Raw genomic sequence first — 19399 nt, 5'->3', positions numbered from 1 at the left:
TGAGGGTGTTCTAGGCAGATTTGGCCATTCGCTTACGCTCGTGCGGGTCAAGAAAACGCTTCCGCAGCCGCACCGCGTTTGGTGTGACTTCCACCAGTTCATCATCGTCGATATAGGCAATTGCCTCCTCCAGTGAGAACTGGATATGCGGCGTCAAGCGGACCGCGTCGTCGGTTCCACTGGCGCGCACGTTTGTCAGCTTCTTGCCTTTAAGAGGGTTCACTTCCAGATCGTTGTCGCGTGAGTGTTCGCCGATCACCATACCCTGATACACGTCTGTTTGCGGACCAACAAACATGCGGCCACGCTCTTCCAGGTTCCACAGCGCATAAGCCACAGCCTGACCCTTCTCCATCGAGATCAGAACGCCTGCGCGACGACCCGGAATTTGCCCTTTATGTGGCGCCCAGTCATGGAACACACGGTTCAGTACACCGGTACCGCGCGTGTCGGTCAGGAATTCTCCGTGGTAACCAATCAGACCACGGGACGGGACATGGGCGATGATCCGCGTCTTGCCCGTACCGGCTGGGCGCATCTCGACCAGTTCACCCTTACGCGCGCCGGTAACCTTCTCAATAACGGAACCAGAATATTCGTCATCCACGTCAATGGTGACTTCTTCGATGGGCTCAAGCCGCTGCCCGTCTTCCTCACGGAACAGAACCTGAGGGCGCGAGATGCTGAGTTCAAAGCCTTCTCGGCGCATGTTCTCGATCAGAACGCCCATTTGCAGCTCGCCGCGGCCCGCAACCTCGAACGCCTCACCGCCCGGGGTGTCGGTGACACGGATGGCGACGTTCGATTCGGCTTCCTTCATCAGGCGGTCTCGAATGACGCGTGATTGAACTTTTTTGCCATCACGGCCCGCCAACGGAGAATCATTGATACCGAAGGTCACGGTGATGGTCGGCGGATCGATGGGCTGCGCGGGCAGGGCCTCTGTGACCTGAGGGGCTACCAGCGAATCCGCTACGGTGGCTTTGCTCATGCCAGCGATGGTCACGATGTCGCCTGCTTCGGCCACGTCAATGGGCTGTTGACCCAGGCCCCGGAACGCCAGGATTTTCGTGGCACGGAAGTTTTCGATGACCGAACCATCGCGGCTAAGCGCCTTGAGGCTGTCGCCAGCCTTCAGCGTTCCGCTTTCGACGCGGCCAGTCAGGATACGGCCGATGAAGGGATCGCTTCCCAGCGTCGTGGCCAGCATCCGGAAGGGTTCATTTTTGTGTTCGATCTGTTTCGGGGCAGGGACATGATCGACGATCAAGTCGAATAGTGCGCTCAAGTCCTTGCGGGGGCCGTCCAGCTCCATATCCGCCCAGCCAGAACGGCCCGAGGCGTACATTGAAGGGAAATCCAACTGGTCGTCATCCGCACCGAGATTGGCGAACAAGTCAAAGCACTCGTCCAGCGCGCGGTCAGGTTCGGCGTCCGGCTTGTCGACCTTGTTCAGGACCACGATCGGGCGCAAGCCCAGCGCCAGTGCCTTGGACGTTACAAACTTGGTCTGGGGCATCGGGCCTTCTGCGGCGTCCACCAACAGAACAACACCATCGACCATGCTGAGGATGCGCTCGACCTCGCCTCCGAAATCGGCGTGACCAGGGGTGTCGACGATATTGATGCGTGTGTCTTTCCACTCGACCGACGTGGCCTTTGCCAGGATGGTGATGCCGCGTTCACGCTCTAGGTCGTTACTGTCCATGGCACGTTCCGCGACGGCCTGATTTTCCCGGAATGCACCGGATTGTTTGAGCAGCTCGTCGACCAAGGTCGTTTTGCCGTGGTCCACGTGAGCGATGATTGCGATGTTGCGCAGGTCCATGAGAGGTCAGCCTTTGAACGGGAAGTTGCCGCGCGCATAACGTGGCGCGGCAAAATATACCAGCCCTAACCGTGGTTCAGTGTCCGGCAGTCTTTGAAAAGAGGTGAATGATCAGGATTCCGGACAAGATCAACGTCAACCCCAGGATCGCAGGCCAATCCAGCCTTTGGCCGAACACGATGAATCCGATTACGGCGATCAGGAATATACCGAGACCGGACCAGATTGCATAAACGATACCGACAGGCATGACCTTCAGCGTCAGCGCCATGAGGTAAAATGCAAACGCATACCCAACGACAACAATCACGGATGGCCAGAACCGCGAAAACTGCTGGCTGGCTTGCAAGGCCGTCGTGCCAATGGTTTCCGCCAGCACAGCCAGCAACAAATACAGATAGGCTTGGGGCATTTGAGTACCTCGAAAAGGGTGGGTCGGGTGGCTAGATGGCGATTTGCGTGAGTGAAATACGTCGACCGCCTTGCAGTCTACAAGATTACCTTGGGTCAGGTATACCTGACTGTTTTTTCAATCGAATGAATGTAATATTTGCCCCATATTTTTTTATTTTGTTAACGAGTTTTGAGCGATGACGTTATTTGCGAAATCAATCATATTTGCTTCGGCTCTGATAGTGGCGATTGGGTGGCTTGCTGACGGGGGGTCCGTAGAAGTGAATGCAGCCAACTTGGTTCAACAGTTTGATGGTAGTAGTGTTTTTTGAACGCCGCTAGAAACCAAGCAAGAAAAAAGGAGCCTTCAGGCTCCTTTTTTTATGCCTGAGGGTCGCGTGTTTCACAGTATTCAAAATGCGCAACCAGTTGGGGTTGCAGCCAGTCCCACAGCTGAGGCGCTCCCGCTGCAATTGCGGGTCGGACACGCGTAACAATCTGATCGAATTTAACGCTGTATTCGACCCATGACCCGCCACCTGTTTCCAGATTTGCTATGGGTGTCTGAAAACGATCAACAGCCTTTGCAAATCTGGCTTCTGTGGTCTCAGCCGCCTCAAACTCGTGCCATAGTTCAGTAAATGACCGGTGTTGACAGTCAGGCAGAAGGCCAAACAATCGTTTGGCGGCGGCCTGTTCCTTGGCTTCCTGTTCCGCGTGGTCGACATGACCGTGGATCGGGTGGTCGCCCGCGTCGATTTCGACAACATCGTGCAAAAGCAACATCTGTAGTATTCGGTCCAACTGAACATCCGAATGCGCGTATTCCGCCAATACCCAGGCATAGAGCATGACATGCCAAGAATGTTCCGCCGAGTTTTCGAACCGGTCGCTGGCCATCAGGCGTGACGCGCGCAGAACGGATTTCAACTGGTCCGCTTCTGTAAGAAACGCCAATCTTCTCGTGAATGCGTCATCCTGAGGGGTCGAGTTATTCAAGAGGTTTGTGGCATGTTGGTGGGCCAGTGGAAACGCAAGGGCCAGATACGATGCGCGTCCGTCCGCTAGGTTCGAACGCGCAATTTCTACATGATCCTGCCGCGGGTCGGTGGCGCACAGAACCTGAAACAGCGGTTGGCAGCGATCCAGAATCTTGGCAAACCGGGCATCCGGGGTCTGATCCGCCTCAAACTCATGCCAGAGCGAAAGAAATTCCTGTGCTTGTTCGTCGGGCAACAGGCCAAACAATTCCTGTGCGGCGGCCTGTTCAGCCTCAGCCACGTTGCCCCAATCCGTGTCGAGGTGAATCGGGTGATCACCTGTCACGATCTCAACCAGATCATGCAGCAGCAACATGCGGATGACCCGGTCGACCGAGATGTCCGGCCCGGCCAGTGGTGCCATGACCATTGCCCACAATGCCAAGTGCCAGCTGTGTTCGGCGGAGTTTTCGGGCCTCGATTGGTCAAGCAGGACATTTGCCCGCTCGACCAGTTTCAGACTGTCGGCCCGTTTCAGAAACGCGACCTGCGCAACAAGGCGGTCGGTCATTGCTTTTCGATCGCCTTGAGTTTCGCGCGATGCGCGGCGAGGCGTTTGATCACGAATTGTCGTGCCTTGCGTTCAGCCAGACGCACGCGAATTTCCGTCAGGAATGCCTCTTCCAAAGATTGAGACGCCGCACCAAGAACCTGACCCACTTCTACAAAGAATCGGTCTTCGCCGGTTTCGTCCATAACCTTCATCGTATCTTCGGCCAGTTTGGCCGCAAGCGATGTGATGGTGTCGGACATTAGCGGGTGTTCTCGGTCAGCCGACGTTTCACATAGTCGCTGACATCTGTGATCAGCGTGTCCATGTGGCGATCCTGGAAGAAATGATCCGCGCCCTCAACCTCGTTATGGGTGATCGTGATCCCTTTTTGCTCGTGCAGTTTGTTGACCAGCGCAGTGGTGTCCGCTGGTGGTGCCACACGGTCAGCCGATCCGTTGATGATCAGGCCCGAAGACGGGCAGGGCGCAAGGAAGGAAAAGTCATACATGTTGGCAGGCGGCGACACGCTGATGAAACCCGTGATTTCGGGGCGGCGCATCAGCAACTGCATTCCGATCCACGCCCCAAACGAAAAGCCCGCAACCCAGCAGTGTTTCGAGTTGTTGTTCATGGATTGCAGGTAATCCAGCGCAGATGCCGCATCGCTCAGCTCGCCAACACCTTGATCATATTCGCCCTGACTGCGACCGACGCCGCGGAAGTTAAAACGCAGCACTGTGAAGCCCATGTTGTAAAAGGCATAGTGCAGGTTATAGACCACCTTGTTGTTCATGGTCCCGCCGAACTGAGGATGCGGGTGAAGCACGATGGCGATCGGTGCGTCTTTTTCCTTTTGCGGGTGGTAGCGGCCTTCCAGGCGGCCTTCGGGTCCGGGAAAAATCACCTCGGGCATGTGTGCTTTGGTCCTGTCATTTTCGTGCGGGCATCCGGATATACTTGACTATAATCGTCGGACACCTTAGAACGGTTCTAATTACATTGCTTGGCGCAATCGCGCTGCCAGTCGGAGATACGCACTGGCAGCGTCGGCGTCAATGATTTCGCGTAGATCCGTCTAAAAGGGGGCAGAGAATGAAGCTTTCGACCAAAGGGCGTTACGCAATGGTCGCCTTGGCGGATATCGCGCTTCAGCCAACAGACCGGCTGGTAACCCTGGGCGAAATCTCGGAACGGCAGGACATTTCTCTGCCGTATCTTGAACAGCTCTTCGTCAAGCTGCGTCGCGCGGAACTGGTTGCATCTGTCCGTGGGCCCGGAGGGGGGTATCGTCTTGCACGTCCCGCGTCCGAGATTCGCGTAGTCGAGGTTCTTGCGGCCGTGGATGAGACGGTTGACGCCCTGCAAAAAGGGGCCGGAGCATCCGGTGCGTCATCGGGCAGCAGGGCGCAATCCCTGACGAACCGTTTGTGGGAAAGCCTGAGCGCGCATGTTTATGTCTTTTTGCACCAGACGCGTCTGTCGGATGTGATCAGGAATGACCTTGCGCCTTGCCCGGCAGTTCCAAGCCTGTTTTCCGTCGTCGATGAATGAGCTGGGCAAGTCGAACATGCATATGACTACTGTGCGAGAAAAGATGTATCCATGAAACGTGTTTATCTGGATCATAATGCGACCGCACCGCTGCGACCCGAAGCACGCGAGGCGATGATCGCGGCGATGGATGTGGTCGGGAACCCGTCATCTGTTCATGCAGAAGGGCGTGCCGCAAAAGCGTTGGTCGAACGCGCGCGGGCGCAGGTCGCCGAGTCCGTCGGTTGCCGTCCGCAAGAGGTCATATTTACCTCTGGCGCGACCGAAGCAGCGCGGGTTCTGCAAAACCGCCCCGAAGGCTGCGACGTCTTTGTCGACAGCACCGCCCACGATGCGCTGTGGTCGCATTTCGACTTGACCCATTGCAGCGAGCATCCTTTTGGCCCCGGGCACATATTGGCGATGGGGCTAGCGAACTCTGAGACCGGAGTCATCACGCATCCGCCTCAGAAAGTTGAGAACCAGTGGCCCTATGGCGCGCGGCGCGCTGATTGGCTGTTGCTGGATATTACGCAGGTTGTTGGACGCATTCCGTTTTCCTTTGCCTGGAGTGGCGCAGATATGGCGATCCTGTCGGCGCATAAGATTGGCGGGCCAAAAGGTGTTGGCGCTTTGATCCTGCGGCAAGGTATCGATATCGAACCTTTGGCCAGCGGTGGCGGTCAGGAGATGGGGCGAAGATCCGGCACTGAAAATGTGGTGGGTATTGCCGGTTTTGGCGCGGCTGCCGAGGCAGCTCAACGCGATCTGGCTGATGGAGTATGGGAAAAAGTCAGAGAACTTAGAAATATTCTAGAAAACGCCCTTGAGGCTGGTGCAATATCTACTATTTTTGTCGGGAAAAATCAGGAGCGACTCCCGAATACCCTGTGTTTCGCGACGCCCGGCTGGAAAGGCGAAACGCAGGTGATGCAGATGGACTTGTCTGGCTTTGCCATCAGTGCGGGATCCGCCTGTTCCAGCGGCAAAGTCAAAACCAGTCGGGTTCTGACGGCAATGGGATTTGATGAGACGGTGGCCTCATGCGCAATCCGCGTTTCGTTGGGGCCAGAGACGACGGAAGAAGATGTGCTGCGTTTCGCCGAAACGTGGCTTGAAAAAGAGAAAAAGCATCGCGCGCGGGCTGCGTGATCTGACGGAGGGTAAGTCATGGCCACTTTGGACCAGACCCAGGTGAAAGAAGGTGTCGATCAGGAAACCGTGGATGCGGTTCGTGAGGTCGGCACATATAAATATGGCTGGAATACCGATATCGAGATGGAATACGCCCCCAAAGGCGTGAACCCTGATATCGTCCGTCTGATCTCGGGGAAAAACGATGAGCCTGAGTGGATGACCGAATGGCGTTTGGCCGCGTTCGAGCGTTGGGCCAAAATGGAAGAGCCCAAATGGGCGATGGTTCACTATCCGCCAATCGATTTTCAGAACCAGTATTACTATGCCCGCCCCAAATCGATGGAAGAGAAACCCAAATCTCTGGATGAGGTTGATCCAAAGCTGCTCGCCACTTACGAAAAGCTTGGTATCCCTCTGAAAGAACAGATGATTCTGGCTGGTGTCGAAGGTGCTGAGGATGCTCCCGCCGAGGGCCGCAAGGTTGCGGTCGATGCAGTGTTTGACTCGGTTTCCGTGGGTACCACCTTTCAGGCCGAACTGAAAAAGGCAGGCGTGATCTTCTGCTCGATCTCTGAGGCAATCAAAGAGCATCCTGAGCTGGTCAAGAAGTACCTGGGAACCGTGGTTCCCGTATCGGACAACTTCTATGCAACGTTGAATTCAGCTGTATTCTCGGATGGCTCATTCGTCTACATCCCGCCGGGCGTTCGCTGCCCGATGGAACTAAGCACTTATTTCCGCATCAACGCCGAGAACACCGGTCAGTTCGAACGCACCCTGATCATTGCTGACAAGGGCTCGTACGTCTCATATCTGGAAGGCTGTACCGCTCCCCAACGTGACACGGCACAACTGCATGCTGCCGTGGTCGAGATCATCGTCGAAGAAGATGCCGAGGTGAAATACTCGACTGTTCAGAACTGGTTTCCGGGGGATGAAAACGGCAAGGGCGGTATCTATAACTTCGTGACCAAACGCGCCGACTGCCGGGGTGACCGGTCGAAGGTGATGTGGACGCAGGTGGAAACCGGATCGGCCGTGACATGGAAATACCCGTCCTGCATCCTGCGCGGCAATGAAAGCCAGGGTGAGTTCTATTCGATCGCGATTGCCAACAATTATCAACAGGCCGACACCGGCACCAAGATGATTCATCTGGGCAGGAACACCAAGTCGCGCATCGTGTCCAAGGGCATCAGCGCGGGCAAGGCCCAGAACACCTATCGTGGGCTTGTGTCGATGCACCCGAAAGCCAAGGACAGCCGGAACTACACACAGTGTGACAGTCTGCTGATCGGCGACAAATGCGGTGCACATACGGTTCCCTATATCGAGGTCAAGAACAACTCGAGCCGCGTTGAGCACGAGGCGACGACGTCAAAAGTGGATGACGATCAGCTGTTCTACTGCCGTCAGCGCGGCATGGACGAGGAAGAAGCCGTGGCCCTGGTGGTCAACGGTTTCTGCAAGGACGTGCTTCAGGCGCTTCCGATGGAGTTTGCGATGGAAGCACAGCAGTTGGTGGCCATCTCACTTGAAGGGTCGGTTGGGTGATGACGCAGTCACCCAGAACCCGCATCCGTAAGGATGATGTGTTGACCTGGCTTGGGTACGCATTGCCGGTTCTGGGGGGGCTGCTTGGCGTGGCCTACGTCAACACCCATTACATGGAATTCATCAACCCGGTTTGGGCGGTAGGTGGCGGGGCGATCCTAGGTTGGATCCTCGCCAGACTGATCCGCAGATTACTGGGCTAGAACAATGCGGGGCCAAGACGCCCCTTGCGATACGCAAAAGGACAAAAAATGCTGGAAATCAAAAACCTGCACGTACAGCTTGAAGAAGAAGACAAGCAGATCCTCAAAGGTGTGGACCTGACGGTCGAGGCTGGCAAGGTACACGCGATCATGGGTCCGAACGGGTCGGGCAAATCGACCCTTAGCTATGTTCTGTCGGGGCGCGGCGGGTACGAAGTGACCGAAGGTTCGGCCACTCTGGACGGTCAGAACCTGCTGGAGATGGAACCGGAAGAGCGCGCGGCAGCAGGTGTTTTCCTGGCCTTCCAATACCCGGTTGAAATCCCCGGCGTTGGCAACATGACGTTCCTGCGCACCGCGGTAAACGCGCAGCGCAAGGCCCGTGGCGAAGAGGAACTGTCTGCCGCAGACTTTCTGAAAGAGGTGCGTGCCAAAGCAAAGACGCTAAAGATCGACGCGGATATGCTCAAGCGCCCGGTCAATGTTGGTTTTTCGGGCGGTGAGAAAAAGCGTAACGAAATCCTGCAGATGGCCATGCTTGAACCCAAGATGTGCATCATGGACGAAACCGACTCGGGCCTTGATGTGGACGCGATGAAACTGGTGGCCGAAGGTGTGAATGCCCTGCGGGACGAAGGCCGTGGGTTCCTGGTGATCACGCATTATCAGCGCCTGCTGGATCACATCAAACCGGATGTTGTGCATATCATGGCCAATGGTCGCATCGTTAAGACGGGCGGACCTGAACTGGCGCTTGAGGTTGAAAACAACGGTTATGCCGACATTCTGGCCGAGGTGAACTGATGGCTTTGCCGCAAGCGAAACAATCCGCAACCGAGGCGCGTCTGGCTACGTTGATCATGCCCGATGCGGGCTGCACCCGTGGTGCACGCGAAGACGCTTTGGCGCGTGTTCTGGAATCCGGCCTGCCGGGGCGCCGGGATGAGTATTGGAAATACACTCAACCCGATAGTCTGATTTCTGCCGAGGCTTTGCCTGCGGCGGTGTTTATCAATGATGAACCGGTGCTTTTCAACGACCTTGACCGTTTGAAAATTGTTTTTGTCGACGGGGTGTTCAGCGCCGAGGAATCCGATGATCTGTCGCTGGACGGTGTCAAGATCGACCGGATTGAAGACATCTGCTGCAAAGACATTCATTGGGCAAAAGACCTGTATGGCGTTCTGGAAGCGCGCGGCCAGTCCCCGGTTCAACGCCCGTTGGCTGCATTGAACACGGCCTTTGCGTCGGACGGCGTTGCCATTCACGTTACGGGCAAACCCTCCAAACCGATCAACCTGATCTATCGTCATGCCTCGCCGACATCCGACGCGATCCTGCATCACGTCATTCGCGTGGAAAGCGGGGCCGAGGTGACTATTCTTGAATCCGGCCCGGCGGCGTCGCGTTTCAACAAATGTACAGAGATTGAAATTGCCGACAAGGGGACGCTGCATCATGTGCGGGCGCAGGGCAGGGACCATGAACGTCGCGCCGCGACCCATATGTTCACGCGTTTGGGGGCAGAGTCGGTCTACAAGTCCTTCACCTTGACGGCGAATGGGGTGCTGACCCGTAACGAACAGGTCGTTGAACTGACTGGCGACAATGCGGTGGCGCATGTGGCCGGGGCCTGTGTTGGGGATGGTGATTTCCACCATGATGACACGGTGTTCATCACCCATGACGCGGTGAATTGCGAAAGCCGTCAGGTCTTTAAGAAAGTGCTGCGCAACGGTGCGACCGGAGTGTTTCAAGGCAAGATCCTTGTAAAGCAAGGGGCCCAGAAAACCGATGGCTACCAAATCAGTCAATCGCTGCTTTTGGATGATGACAGCCAGTTCCTCGCCAAACCGGAACTTGAGATCTACGCCGATGACGTGGCGTGTTCCCATGGCTCAACTTCGGGTGCGATTGACGATACGGCGTTGTTCTATCTTCGGTCACGGGGTGTACCGGTCAAGGACGCGACCAACATGTTGACGCTGGCATTCCTGGCCGAAGCAGTGGACGAGATCGAAGACAGCACATTGGCAGATGAAATCGTAAGCCGTCTGGAAGGGTGGCTGGCGCGCCGAAGCTGATGGCCCTGTCGTCGGATATCCTGGCAACGTACAAGGGGCCGGGGCGCGTGGTGCGCAGGCTTCTGGATATGGGTCAACGAGAAGACCGGGCGCTGATCTTTGTCATGGCGTTTTGTGTGGTGGCATTCATCGCCCAGATGCCTGGCCTTGCGCGCAAAGCGCATCTGGAAGGCGTTGAGCTGAACATGCTTTTGGGTGGTGCTCTGCTTGGATCCGTGTTCATTCTGCCCTTGGTCTTTTACACGCTGGCACTGGTGTCTCATTGGGCGGCGCGCTTGTTTGGCGGTCAGGGAAGCGCTTATGGTGCGCGCCTGGCGCTGTTCTGGGCGCTGTTGTCGTCTGCACCACTGGTTCTGCTGAACGGCCTTGTCGCCGGGTTTATCGGACCAGGGCCTACATTGACGATTGTGGGTCTTGTCTGGGTTGCTGTTTTTGTCTGGTTCTGGGTATCCGGTCTCAGACAAGTGCAAAGGTCCGTCGCATGAATTCGAGTTTTCTGGGAAATATGGCTGTCCTGACGATCAGGAACCCGGCCGAAGCGGCGCGACTGCTGATGGCGCTCAAGCTGGGGCGAGAAGTGCTTTGGCTGGCATTTGCACTGGCGGTCGTTTTGAACTGCGTTGTCCAATTGGGAATAGGTTTGTCGATAACAATGGCGGCAGGCCAACCCTCTCCGGCGCTCGAAAGCATTCCCATGGTTTTGGTGCGCTCGGCCGGGGCCATGATGCTGAGCATCGTCGCATTCCTGCTGGTCGGGCGAATGCTTGGAGGTCTGGCGAAGTTCGATGATCTGATGGTTTTGACGATCTGGTTGCAATTCCTGCAAATAGCCGGCTTGGTCGTGACGCTGATCTTGAGCCTGACCCTACCGTTCCTGATGATGATGACATTGTTGGCGACAGCAATCCTGAGCCTTTACGTCACGCTTCATTTTCTGAACGAAGCGCATCAACTCGGGTCGCTCTGGAAATCCTTTGCGGTAATTGTGTTGTCAGCCCTTGTCGCCATCCCCTTCGTTCTGTTTCTAAGCCCAACCGGGCCCGTCTAGGAATACCTCTCTTATGTATGATGTGCAGAAAATCCGCTCTGACTTTCCGATCTTGTCGCGTCAGGTGAATGGCAAGCCTTTGACGTATCTCGACAATGGTGCTTCGGCTCAGAAACCTCAGGTGGTCATTGACGCGGTGACGCGGGCCTATGCCGAGGAGTATTCGAATGTCCATCGTGGCCTGCATTTCCTGTCCAATCTTGCGACAGAGAAATACGAGGCCGTTCGTGGCACGATCGCGCGGTTTCTGGGGGCATCGAACGAGAATGAGATCGTCCTGAACTCTGGTACGACCGAAGGGATCAACCTGGTCGCTTATGGCTGGGCTATGCCGCGACTTGAAGCGGGCGATGAGATTGTTCTGAGTGTGATGGAGCACCATGCAAACATCGTACCCTGGCATTTCCTGCGCGAACGACAGGGCGTCGTGCTGAAATGGGTCGACGTCGACGCAGAGGGCGGGCTTGACCCGCAGGCGGTAATCGATGCAATCGGACCGAAAACCAAGCTGGTTGCAGTGACACACTGCTCGAACGTGCTGGGTACGGTTGTAGATGTGAAAGCCATAACTGATGGTGCCCACGCCAAGGGCGTCCCGGTTCTGGTTGATGGCAGTCAGGGTGCCGTTCACATGCCGGTAAATGTCGAAGAAATAGGGTGCGATTTCTACGCGATCACAGGCCACAAGCTTTATGGGCCGTCAGGGTCAGGTGCGATTTACATCAAATCCAAACGCATGGCCGAAATGCGCCCCTTTATCGGTGGCGGCGACATGATCAAAGAGGTCAGCAAGGATCAGATCATCTATAATGACCCGCCAATGAAGTTCGAGGCCGGCACGCCGGGGATCGTACAGACCATCGGTCTTGGCGTGGCGCTGGAGTATATGATGGACCTGGGGATGGAAAACATCGCAGCTCATGAATCCAGCTTGCGCGATTACGCGATGCAACGTCTGACTGGGCTGAACTGGTTGCAGGTTCAAGGCACTCGCCCGGACAAGGCCGCGATTTTCAGCTTTACGCTGGACGGTGCTGGCCATGCTCACGACGTCTCAACCATTCTCGACAAGAAAGGTGTAGCGGTTCGCGCCGGTCACCACTGTGCCGGGCCGCTGATGGACCATCTGGGGGTGACTGCAACATGCCGCGCCAGCTTTGGTCTCTATAACACTACCGATGAAGTTGATACACTGATCGAAGCGCTTGAATTGGCGCATGATCTGTTTGGCTGATTTTGGTTTTGATAAGAGTGCGGCAATCGCGATTTGCAGTTGCACCCGGATTGGAACAAGGTTAGCTAACGGCCAAGGCACCTGTAGCTCAGCTGGATAGAGCGCTGCCCTCCGAAGGCAGAGGCCAGAGGTTCGAATCCTCTCAGGTGCGCCATATCAATGAAGATAATAGAATAACTTCAACGAGTTAGATTGATATTGCGCTCTGTTAGGTGACACAATAGGTGACACATGACAGCAAGTTGGTTCAAAATCGGCCCAATCAGTATGAAGATAAAATACGTGGAGTGGCGTAGAGGTACGGCCTACTATCGCCGTCGAATTCCGTCCGACCTACAGAGTAAATACAGTGGAAAAGCCCATCTGTTTTCCTCGCTCAAGACAGACAACCCTGCGTTGGCGGCAAAGCGGTCATTCGAAGAAACTAGGCGTATCGACAGGGAATGGAGCCTGTTGAGATCGAAGGGGCAATCAGACCTTCAGACTAGAGAGGAGGGAATGGCGGTACTTCGAAAGTATGGCCTGAAGCCGGGTCAAGCCGTCGAGTACGACAAATACGACATAGAGCCGGAAGAGTTTGTAGGCGAACTTCTCGCTCACTCTCACGACCCTTACGGAAACAATCCCGGTATCGTAAAGGAACGTCTACCAGCAGGCCTTAGGATGGCAGCTGAGTTGTTTTACGCTGAAGGTGATGAACTGAACAAACTCACTTGCCCCAGCTTCTCCGAAGTTATCGAGAAACACCTGTACTTTCATCCAAGACGGTCATCAGACCCTCAGTTTGACCGAGCCACACAGAGGTTCATAAAGGTCAACGGAGACATGCCTATAGATCAGTTTCGGCGGGAACACGGGAACGCGTATGTCAAGGACCTGCTTGAAAGCGGGGTGAAAAAAGCGACAATAAAAAGGTATCTCGCTCAAGTGAGGCCAGTATTCAATACGGCTATCATCGAGCTTGAAGTGCCTATGAATAACCCTCTGGAAAAATTGCAAATACCGGAATCCGAAAGGGATACTGAACCGACAAAGAACCCATTTACAGTTGAACAGGTCATGGCCATTCAGAAACGGTGCAGGAAGGTTAACGATGAGCGTAGGTGGTTGATTGCAGTCTTAAGCGATACTGGTGCGAGACTGTCTGAGATTGCAGGATTACTTCGGAGTGATGTCCATTTAGATGCACCGATACCGTATGTCTGCATCGCGGCAAATAGCGTTAGAGAAGTCAAAAACGACGGGTCCGCTAGGAAAGTTCCCTTAGTTGGTGCAGCTCTATGGGGCGTGAAACAAGCGATGGCTGCTTCAGAAGAGGATTATCTTTTCCCCATGATCACTAGGCATGGTGACTACGACAAAAATGCAACCTCAGCCGCGTTGAACAAATGGCTAACTGAACAGGGGCTTAGAGGTGAAAAGCAAAGTATGCATAGCCTAAGGCATTCGATGAAAGACCGGCTAAGAAATACAGGCTGTCCAAAGGATATTCATGACAGGATCGGGGGTTGGAAGACTTACGGTGTGGGGGAATCCTACGGTTTAGGACATGAGCTGTCGGTTCTTCATAATCATCTACTGCATATGATCGAATGCGAGTCAGAAGGCGCTCGACGTCTGACGTAATTTGGTGAAGTGAAGAGAAATGAAAGACGACAGGAACATTACGCTTAAAGTCAGGCCAGACTTTGAACCTGAAGAACTGAGGGCAGCGAAAATGGCCACCTTGGTTATGCTGCCTTTTTCTGAAAAGGCTCATAAGGCTGTTGATGCGATACTGGATCAGACCGTTTCATTTCAAAGAGGGCAGGGAAGGAGAAAAAGAGGGCTTAAAGCGGAAGTAGCCATATCATTAAAAGCCACGATTGCCGCACTTATTGGCGACTTACTTGAAGCAGCTCTGAACACAGAGTCGAATGGTTACTGCTGGCGATTGGGGGATAGAACCAAATTCAAAGGCACTTTGGCTACCAGCAGGCACTACGAAACCCTAAAGGAAGAGTGGCCTTTAATGGGGCTAATGGATGTCGCTGATGGCTTCAGGGGAAGTGATGATTGGGACGGGGAGATATATCACCCGAACACTCCGAATAAGAGATGGGCTACACGACTTAGGGCGACACCCCTTTTGCTGACAAAGCTTGAGGAATTTGGAATCAGCCCAGCTACGTTGTCTCTGCATTTCAGGACAGAATTCAAAAAGTCCCAACCAATCAGCCTCAGAGCAACAAAGACTAGTGGTCAGGCTAAGGGCAGACTCATTTCTTACCAAAGAACACCAACGACTGATGCGCTCGAAGCTGATGTTCGGGAAATCAATGGATTCTTGGCTGAATGGCAGTACAGCTTTGGTGCGCCTCCTGTGCTGTATCGCTTGTTCAACAATGGCGATACTGAGGACTATCAATGGGATATGGGGGGTAGATTTTACGGTTCTGAGTCCACCTACATCAATTGGAAGTCTGAAGACCGTAAACGTATCCAGATTGGCGGTGAAGCTACAGCCGAAATCGACATAAAGGCCTGTCAACTAACCATGCTTCATGGCTTGTTTGGTGCCGAGTATGAAGTTGGCGCCGACCTCTACAAGATAGAGGGAATTGATCGTGCCGAAGTCAAACAGGCAGTAAACACAATTGTCGGCAATGGAAGGGTAAGCAGAAGAAGCAATCCAGTCCAAACTAAGCTTCTAGAGTACTACCCCTTCTTGAATGATCTAGAAGCTCATGGATTTAACTCTCTGAAACTTCAGGCAATTGACTCAAATATAATGAATCAAACTCTCCTTATGCTGAAACGTGAACACAATGTACCAGCACTTCCAATCCATGATTGTCTCATTGTTCGCGCAAAGGACATAGATGCCGCAAAAGAAGTGTTCACCGAAGCTTTTTTTGAGCATGCTGGAGTTAAGCCTACCTTAGAGGTGGAACTTTGATGAAGAAGAATTCTCAGTAGATACTGAGACTATTACCTTATCTGCTTCAATTACTTACTGCTCATATGTGTAAGATTTGGGTTTACCATACGATGTGTATTAGATTGCTTGTAGACTACTTCTAAAATGCTAACGGTAGATACCATAATGTCCTACCTTGCGGGTTACTATGAACGCTAAGGGCGTAGTCGAATGGCTCCGAGTGTTTGTTAAGTTTGAGTGGCTTTGAGAGTTTTTTTCATCGATACAGTCAACGAGATGCTTTGCTTCATTGGATCAATCCAAAGGAGCATAACGGGGCCGTTTGCTTCTTTCTGGTAGGGGAAGACCAAGAGGTCGCAATGGACCGCTCTACGGGGCTCTAAGAGGCTCTCACGGGGCCTTTATGTCAGTGGGAACTGGAGCTATTTTAATTTAATATCAATTTGTTGGTGGTTGTCTTTGAAGTTTGATTTCAACCTTCGACTTTTAGGGCGTCAATAAGAGCTCTTGAGATTTCATCAGACAACTTCCTAGTGCTTTGTATACTTGTCGGATTGCTGCTCGACCGAAATTGGATTGTGCAGCCATTACTGTTCGCTCAAAGCGGGCTTTAGCCGCACGGTTCATCAAGGTCTGCTGTGCGGACAAAGCTGCCGTTCACTGCGGTGTCGAGTTGGGGGCCGCGTGAACGACATCTTTGCTACCCAAAGGCTGAATTCGAAAGTCGTTTCTTTTCGATTGTGGAGTTTGCCAACGAAGACCCGCAATTTGCGGGCCCCTTTTTGCAGTCAATCTCCCCAATCAAAATCCATCATTTCGAAGCTGGGCTGACGCTGAATAAACTCCTGCACGGTTACCGGCAGGCCTTGCAGATTTCGTTCAAGCCTGTCCGCAATTGCAAGAGTTTCTGGACGGGCGTTTGATAACCCTGTCAGAGGAATTCCACGTGCGTTTGGTTTATCGGGATACTGTTCTTTCAGCAGCTCGTGTCGCATACGCATCATCTTGAATTGTCCAAGAGTGTGAATGAGAGGAACCAAGTGGGGGCTTTCTTCGTGTGGATCTTGGTAAAGGTCGTAGTATGACGCACCGATACCAGATGCGGCGCCCGGGTCCGCTGATATCCAATGCTGCTTGTAACGCCCTTTCACAGTGGCCGCGAGTGTGTGACCTTGGTAAATATGCACCCAATCACGACGCGAGAAAGTATCTCCGTTCAACAGCAATGAGCTCTGGTCGACGCCATCGATAACGCGGTCGCGAGGGATGTGATCTGTTGCTCCGGCAATAGTTGCGAAGGTTGTAAACAAATCTGTGACGTGTACCATGTCGCCAACCAATTGACCGCCATCAATCGTACCGGGCCACCACGCAAACGCCGGCACACGAACGCCGCCTTCGGTAAAATCACCTTTTCCACCTGAAAACATGATTTGCGTCATGCCCCACCCTGGCGGAGGATTGTGAACCATTGGCCCATTGTCCGCCATCGCCACGAAGATTGTGTTCTCGGCGATACCAAGGCTCTCAAGTTCATCCATCACTTGACCAACGAACAGATCAAGCCTGTGATATGCCTCAGCGACTTTGCCACCATTCAATGTGTTTCGTTCGATATCCGGCTGAAGGAAATTCAGCCAATTGGGCCAATACTGTACGTAGAATGGTTTTTCGGCTTCAGCGTTCCGTCGGATGAAGTTGATCATCCTGTCTTGGCTTTCGGGATCGACTTTGGAATACCATTCGTTGTTAGGTAATCCCCATTCTTCCCCTAGTTCGCCTTTTCGCCCGTCAATCGTCTGAACCCAACCTTCAGGAAGAAGACCCGGGTCATCTAACTTGTATGGGTCTTCTGGACCAATATTGGGGAACCCAAGCGTTGCATTGGCAGCGGAACCCATAGCGTCATAGAGAGATGTTATTTGGTTCATCGGGGTGAAAAGAGCTTCGTCGAAACCTTGGTTGTGCAAGTAGCTTTCTTCGATGTCCCCCAGATGCCCTTTTCCATAGTGCGCAGTTGCATAGCCAACTTCGGACAGTACTTCGGCAATCGTAACCTCGTCACCTCGTAGACCCGCGTACTCATGGGGCATCCCCACGACACCCATGCCATGTCTGACAGGGATGCGACCTGTTAGAAATGCGGCTCGAGTTGGAGTGCAAGACGGCTCGGAGTACATCCGAGTGAAGTTAATTCCTTCGGCCGCCATTTCGTTTAGATTAGGCGTCGAAAACCCAAGAGTTTGTTGAATTCCCGGAAAGCCCACGATGCCAAACGGCTGATCGTCCCAAAGAATATAGACGATGTTTGGTGGCCGCCCGTGTTCTTCTTTGAGTTCCGCCAATCTCGTTTGAATGGCTGCATCCTCTTCTGCCCAGCGATCTCCATGCTGTGCATTTAGTACAAAAAACTCTGCATCGTGAATAATTTGGTTGTCTTGCGCGGCGGCGACAGATGCCCACATCGCTGCGGATGCGATCAGTACCTTCTTCATCATTCGGTCGTTTCCCCCATGTTCTGATCTTCCAACCATACCAAAAGTCATTAGAGTATCTTGCCAGCAAAGGAATAGAAGATTGGTCGACGACCGCTTCACTCGATGCGTGTCCGATAGAACAGCAAAACTAACGACACGTCCAGCAGTATGAAACTGTCCGTTCCGGGCTCAGAGCGGTCATCTGACAACTTCTGTCAGCTATCAAATGTCCGGTGCTCGAACCTTTCAGATGTTGCACCACTAAGGAACCGTTTTTCAGAGGTAATAATGAGAACAATAAACCCCCTCCTTTTTGAAGTCGGTTTACCAAACCCCCCACCCCTTCGTTTCCAACTAAAAACTCCGCCAATAGGCCAAGGTTCTGTGTCCATATGCTGAGGGTGGCGGAAATGGTGGCAATGAAGTCGATCTCGGCTTTTGGCAGGCAACTGCCTCAACGTCTAAGAACCTAAAGGATACCACCAGCATGATTATCGGATACGCAAGAACTTCTACACTGGAGCAACAAGCCGGACTTGAAGCCCAACAGACGACACTCTCGGAAGTTGGATGCGAGAAAATTTACTCAGAACAAGTCTCCTCTATTGCCCGTAGAGAGGCGCTCAGTGAAGCTCTCAGCTACTGCAGAGAAGGAGATGTCCTCATTGTCACTAAGCTTGACCGCCTTGCTCGTTCAGTCAGGAATTTAGGCGAGATCGTGGATGAGCTCACAAAGAGAGGCGTCGCACTGAGGGTACTCGATATGTCCCTTGATACGTCCACAGCTACAGGCAAGCTCATGTTGAATGTGCTCGGGTCCATCGCTCAGTTCGAACGAGAGATGATGCTGGAACGGCAGAGAGAGGGGATAGCCAAAGCTAAAGCTGAGGGTAAATACAAAGGTAGAAAACCAACGGCACGTATGAGAGCCTCTGAGGTGCTTCAGCTACTGGGGCAAGGCTACAAGAAGCACGAGATCGCCCAGCGCTTAAGTATTTCTCAGAGATCGGTCTATCGGATCGTTAATGAGGCTCATCAGTCAGTCGCTGTGGAAGGGCAGCGCTGAATTGGTCAGCAAAATGAGCAACTAATGGCTGATAAACAAAGCCGAAAAGACACGTACCAATAACTGCCGGGGACGCTGAGAATTACACCTTCTGACAATGGATAAGGAAGTCTGCCACATGGACTACATGGCTTTTCATTGACCTGAGCCCCAAGTTACCTCCGCCTCGCGGAGAGTCCTTGGGTTCGATTTGATGGCCTTACGCGGCCAGTTTGTCCATCGTTCTTTTCTCAGCAAATTCTCTGGGCGTCAGGTTTCCGAGCGCCGAATGTGGTCTGTGGGTGTTGTACAACTGAACGCCAGTACACCCACGTTACCGACCGGCGCGAGGTTCTTTATCCATGGCATCCTTGGTTTGGCCGGTCGGTTTATGTCCATGAGGTGATAGATAA

The 19399-nt window shown here is 53.5% G+C and carries 18 protein-coding genes, 1 tRNA gene and 1 pseudogene; 13 read left to right on the top strand and 7 right to left on the bottom strand.

Going from position 1 to position 19399, the window contains the following annotated elements; all coding sequences use genetic code 11:
- Positions 1 to 10: 10 nt before the first annotated feature.
- The 5 genes from typA to ACR0BF_RS04975 all read right to left on the bottom strand — a co-directional run bounded on the left by typA (position 11) and on the right by ACR0BF_RS04975 (position 4667).
- Complete coding sequence (gene typA, locus ACR0BF_RS04995) at positions 11 to 1828, bottom strand: translational GTPase TypA (protein WP_480472835.1); 1818 nt, start codon at positions 1826 to 1828, stop codon at positions 11 to 13.
- A gap of 76 nt (positions 1829 to 1904) precedes the next feature.
- Positions 1905 to 2240: a DMT family transporter gene (locus ACR0BF_RS04990; protein ID WP_480517066.1), complete on the bottom strand. Its 336-nt coding sequence runs from the start codon at positions 2238 to 2240 to the stop codon at positions 1905 to 1907.
- 362 nt (positions 2241 to 2602) lie between these two features.
- The gene (locus ACR0BF_RS04985) at positions 2603 to 3772 is read right to left on the bottom strand and encodes an HD domain-containing protein (RefSeq protein ID WP_480553533.1); all 1170 of its coding nucleotides are present in this window, start codon (positions 3770 to 3772) and stop codon (positions 2603 to 2605) included.
- Positions 3769 to 4014, bottom strand: a complete 246-nt coding sequence (locus ACR0BF_RS04980; protein WP_480493134.1) for a hypothetical protein — start codon at positions 4012 to 4014, stop codon at positions 3769 to 3771. Before ACR0BF_RS04980 ends, ACR0BF_RS04985 begins: the two co-directional genes overlap by 4 nt.
- The gene (locus ACR0BF_RS04975; RefSeq protein ID WP_170424714.1) at positions 4014 to 4667 is read right to left on the bottom strand and encodes an alpha/beta hydrolase; all 654 of its coding nucleotides are present in this window, start codon (positions 4665 to 4667) and stop codon (positions 4014 to 4016) included. The genes ACR0BF_RS04980 and ACR0BF_RS04975 overlap by 1 nt, the downstream gene beginning before the upstream one ends.
- 179 nt (positions 4668 to 4846) lie before the next feature.
- On the opposite strand from ACR0BF_RS04975, the gene iscR reads away from it, so the two are divergent.
- From iscR to ACR0BF_RS04915, 12 genes are all read left to right on the top strand, one after another.
- Entirely contained in the window at positions 4847 to 5305 is a 459-nt protein-coding gene (iscR, locus tag ACR0BF_RS04970) for a Fe-S cluster assembly transcriptional regulator IscR (protein WP_209596301.1), read from the top strand.
- A 51-nt stretch (positions 5306 to 5356) separates the two neighbouring features.
- Positions 5357 to 6436, top strand: coding sequence for a cysteine desulfurase family protein (locus tag ACR0BF_RS04965; protein ID WP_480553531.1), 1080 nt, complete (start codon positions 5357 to 5359; stop codon positions 6434 to 6436).
- A gap of 18 nt (positions 6437 to 6454) precedes the next feature.
- Positions 6455 to 7975: a Fe-S cluster assembly protein SufB gene (gene sufB, locus ACR0BF_RS04960; protein WP_480624403.1), complete on the top strand. Its 1521-nt coding sequence runs from the start codon at positions 6455 to 6457 to the stop codon at positions 7973 to 7975.
- Positions 7975 to 8178 carry a hypothetical protein gene (locus tag ACR0BF_RS04955; RefSeq protein ID WP_480517060.1) on the top strand — a complete coding sequence of 68 codons (204 nt, stop codon included), beginning with the start codon at positions 7975 to 7977 and terminating at the stop codon, positions 8176 to 8178. The genes sufB and ACR0BF_RS04955 overlap by 1 nt, the downstream gene beginning before the upstream one ends.
- 48 nt (positions 8179 to 8226) lie before the next feature.
- Positions 8227 to 8982, top strand: a complete 756-nt coding sequence (gene sufC / locus ACR0BF_RS04950) for a Fe-S cluster assembly ATPase SufC (RefSeq protein ID WP_480624402.1) — start codon at positions 8227 to 8229, stop codon at positions 8980 to 8982.
- Positions 8982 to 10262 carry a Fe-S cluster assembly protein SufD gene (gene sufD / locus ACR0BF_RS04945; protein ID WP_480472821.1) on the top strand — a complete coding sequence of 427 codons (1281 nt, stop codon included), beginning with the start codon at positions 8982 to 8984 and terminating at the stop codon, positions 10260 to 10262. The genes sufC and sufD overlap by 1 nt, the downstream gene beginning before the upstream one ends.
- On the top strand, positions 10262 to 10747 hold the full coding sequence (locus ACR0BF_RS04940) for a YIP1 family protein (protein ID WP_480472819.1): 486 nt from the start codon (positions 10262 to 10264) through the stop codon (positions 10745 to 10747). The genes sufD and ACR0BF_RS04940 overlap by 1 nt, the downstream gene beginning before the upstream one ends.
- Positions 10744 to 11310 (top strand): YIP1 family protein, encoded by a 567-nt coding sequence (locus ACR0BF_RS04935; protein ID WP_480624401.1) that lies wholly within the window; start codon positions 10744 to 10746, stop codon positions 11308 to 11310. Before ACR0BF_RS04940 ends, ACR0BF_RS04935 begins: the two co-directional genes overlap by 4 nt.
- 13 nt (positions 11311 to 11323) lie before the next feature.
- Positions 11324 to 12544: a cysteine desulfurase gene (locus ACR0BF_RS04930; RefSeq protein ID WP_480624400.1), complete on the top strand. Its 1221-nt coding sequence runs from the start codon at positions 11324 to 11326 to the stop codon at positions 12542 to 12544.
- Positions 12545 to 12621: 77 nt separating this feature from the next.
- Positions 12622 to 12698 (top strand) — tRNA-Arg (locus ACR0BF_RS04925).
- A gap of 77 nt (positions 12699 to 12775) precedes the next feature.
- Positions 12776 to 14170 (top strand): tyrosine-type recombinase/integrase, encoded by a 1395-nt coding sequence (locus ACR0BF_RS04920; RefSeq protein WP_480624399.1) that lies wholly within the window; start codon positions 12776 to 12778, stop codon positions 14168 to 14170.
- 19 nt (positions 14171 to 14189) lie between these two features.
- Positions 14190 to 15482 carry a hypothetical protein gene (locus ACR0BF_RS04915; protein ID WP_480624398.1) on the top strand — a complete coding sequence of 431 codons (1293 nt, stop codon included), beginning with the start codon at positions 14190 to 14192 and terminating at the stop codon, positions 15480 to 15482.
- A gap of 770 nt (positions 15483 to 16252) precedes the next feature.
- On the opposite strand, the gene ACR0BF_RS04910 is transcribed toward ACR0BF_RS04915, so the two are convergent.
- Entirely contained in the window at positions 16253 to 17962 is a 1710-nt protein-coding gene (locus ACR0BF_RS04910; protein ID WP_480535589.1) for a sulfatase-like hydrolase/transferase, read from the bottom strand.
- Positions 17963 to 18428: 466 nt separating this feature from the next.
- Between ACR0BF_RS04910 and ACR0BF_RS04905 the strand changes: the two genes are divergently transcribed.
- Entirely contained in the window at positions 18429 to 19007 is a 579-nt protein-coding gene (locus tag ACR0BF_RS04905) for a recombinase family protein (protein ID WP_480624397.1), read from the top strand.
- Positions 19008 to 19206: 199 nt separating this feature from the next.
- Here ACR0BF_RS04905 and ACR0BF_RS04900 read toward each other — a convergent pair.
- Positions 19207 to 19305: pseudogene (locus ACR0BF_RS04900) on the bottom strand (integrase core domain-containing protein); the annotation flags it as partial.
- Positions 19306 to 19399: the final 94 nt, after the last annotated feature.

Source organism: Ruegeria sp. AG7 (assembly GCF_056541545.1).
The sequence above is the reverse complement of the archived record's forward strand: the minus strand, read 5'-3'. Positions and strand labels throughout refer to the sequence as shown.

Coding starts and splice junctions, on each gene's coding strand:
- ACR0BF_RS04965 (WP_480553531.1), top strand. CDS start 5,357: ATGAAACGTGTTTATCTGGATCATAATGCGACCGCACCGCTGCGACCC.
- ACR0BF_RS04975 (WP_170424714.1), bottom strand. CDS start 4,667: ATGCCCGAGGTGATTTTTCCCGGACCCGAAGGCCGCCTGGAAGGCCGC.
- ACR0BF_RS04940 (WP_480472819.1), top strand. CDS start 10,262: ATGGCCCTGTCGTCGGATATCCTGGCAACGTACAAGGGGCCGGGGCGC.
- ACR0BF_RS04930 (WP_480624400.1), top strand. CDS start 11,324: ATGTATGATGTGCAGAAAATCCGCTCTGACTTTCCGATCTTGTCGCGT.
- ACR0BF_RS04910 (WP_480535589.1), bottom strand. CDS start 17,962: ATGATGAAGAAGGTACTGATCGCATCCGCAGCGATGTGGGCATCTGTC.
- sufD (WP_480472821.1), top strand. CDS start 8,982: ATGGCTTTGCCGCAAGCGAAACAATCCGCAACCGAGGCGCGTCTGGCT.
- ACR0BF_RS04980 (WP_480493134.1), bottom strand. CDS start 4,014: ATGTCCGACACCATCACATCGCTTGCGGCCAAACTGGCCGAAGATACG.
- iscR (WP_209596301.1), top strand. CDS start 4,847: ATGAAGCTTTCGACCAAAGGGCGTTACGCAATGGTCGCCTTGGCGGAT.
- ACR0BF_RS04935 (WP_480624401.1), top strand. CDS start 10,744: ATGAATTCGAGTTTTCTGGGAAATATGGCTGTCCTGACGATCAGGAAC.
- ACR0BF_RS04990 (WP_480517066.1), bottom strand. CDS start 2,240: ATGCCCCAAGCCTATCTGTATTTGTTGCTGGCTGTGCTGGCGGAAACC.
- sufB (WP_480624403.1), top strand. CDS start 6,455: ATGGCCACTTTGGACCAGACCCAGGTGAAAGAAGGTGTCGATCAGGAA.
- ACR0BF_RS04905 (WP_480624397.1), top strand. CDS start 18,429: ATGATTATCGGATACGCAAGAACTTCTACACTGGAGCAACAAGCCGGA.
- ACR0BF_RS04985 (WP_480553533.1), bottom strand. CDS start 3,772: ATGACCGACCGCCTTGTTGCGCAGGTCGCGTTTCTGAAACGGGCCGAC.
- sufC (WP_480624402.1), top strand. CDS start 8,227: ATGCTGGAAATCAAAAACCTGCACGTACAGCTTGAAGAAGAAGACAAG.
- typA (WP_480472835.1), bottom strand. CDS start 1,828: ATGGACCTGCGCAACATCGCAATCATCGCTCACGTGGACCACGGCAAA.
- ACR0BF_RS04955 (WP_480517060.1), top strand. CDS start 7,975: ATGACGCAGTCACCCAGAACCCGCATCCGTAAGGATGATGTGTTGACC.
- ACR0BF_RS04920 (WP_480624399.1), top strand. CDS start 12,776: ATGACAGCAAGTTGGTTCAAAATCGGCCCAATCAGTATGAAGATAAAA.
- ACR0BF_RS04915 (WP_480624398.1), top strand. CDS start 14,190: ATGAAAGACGACAGGAACATTACGCTTAAAGTCAGGCCAGACTTTGAA.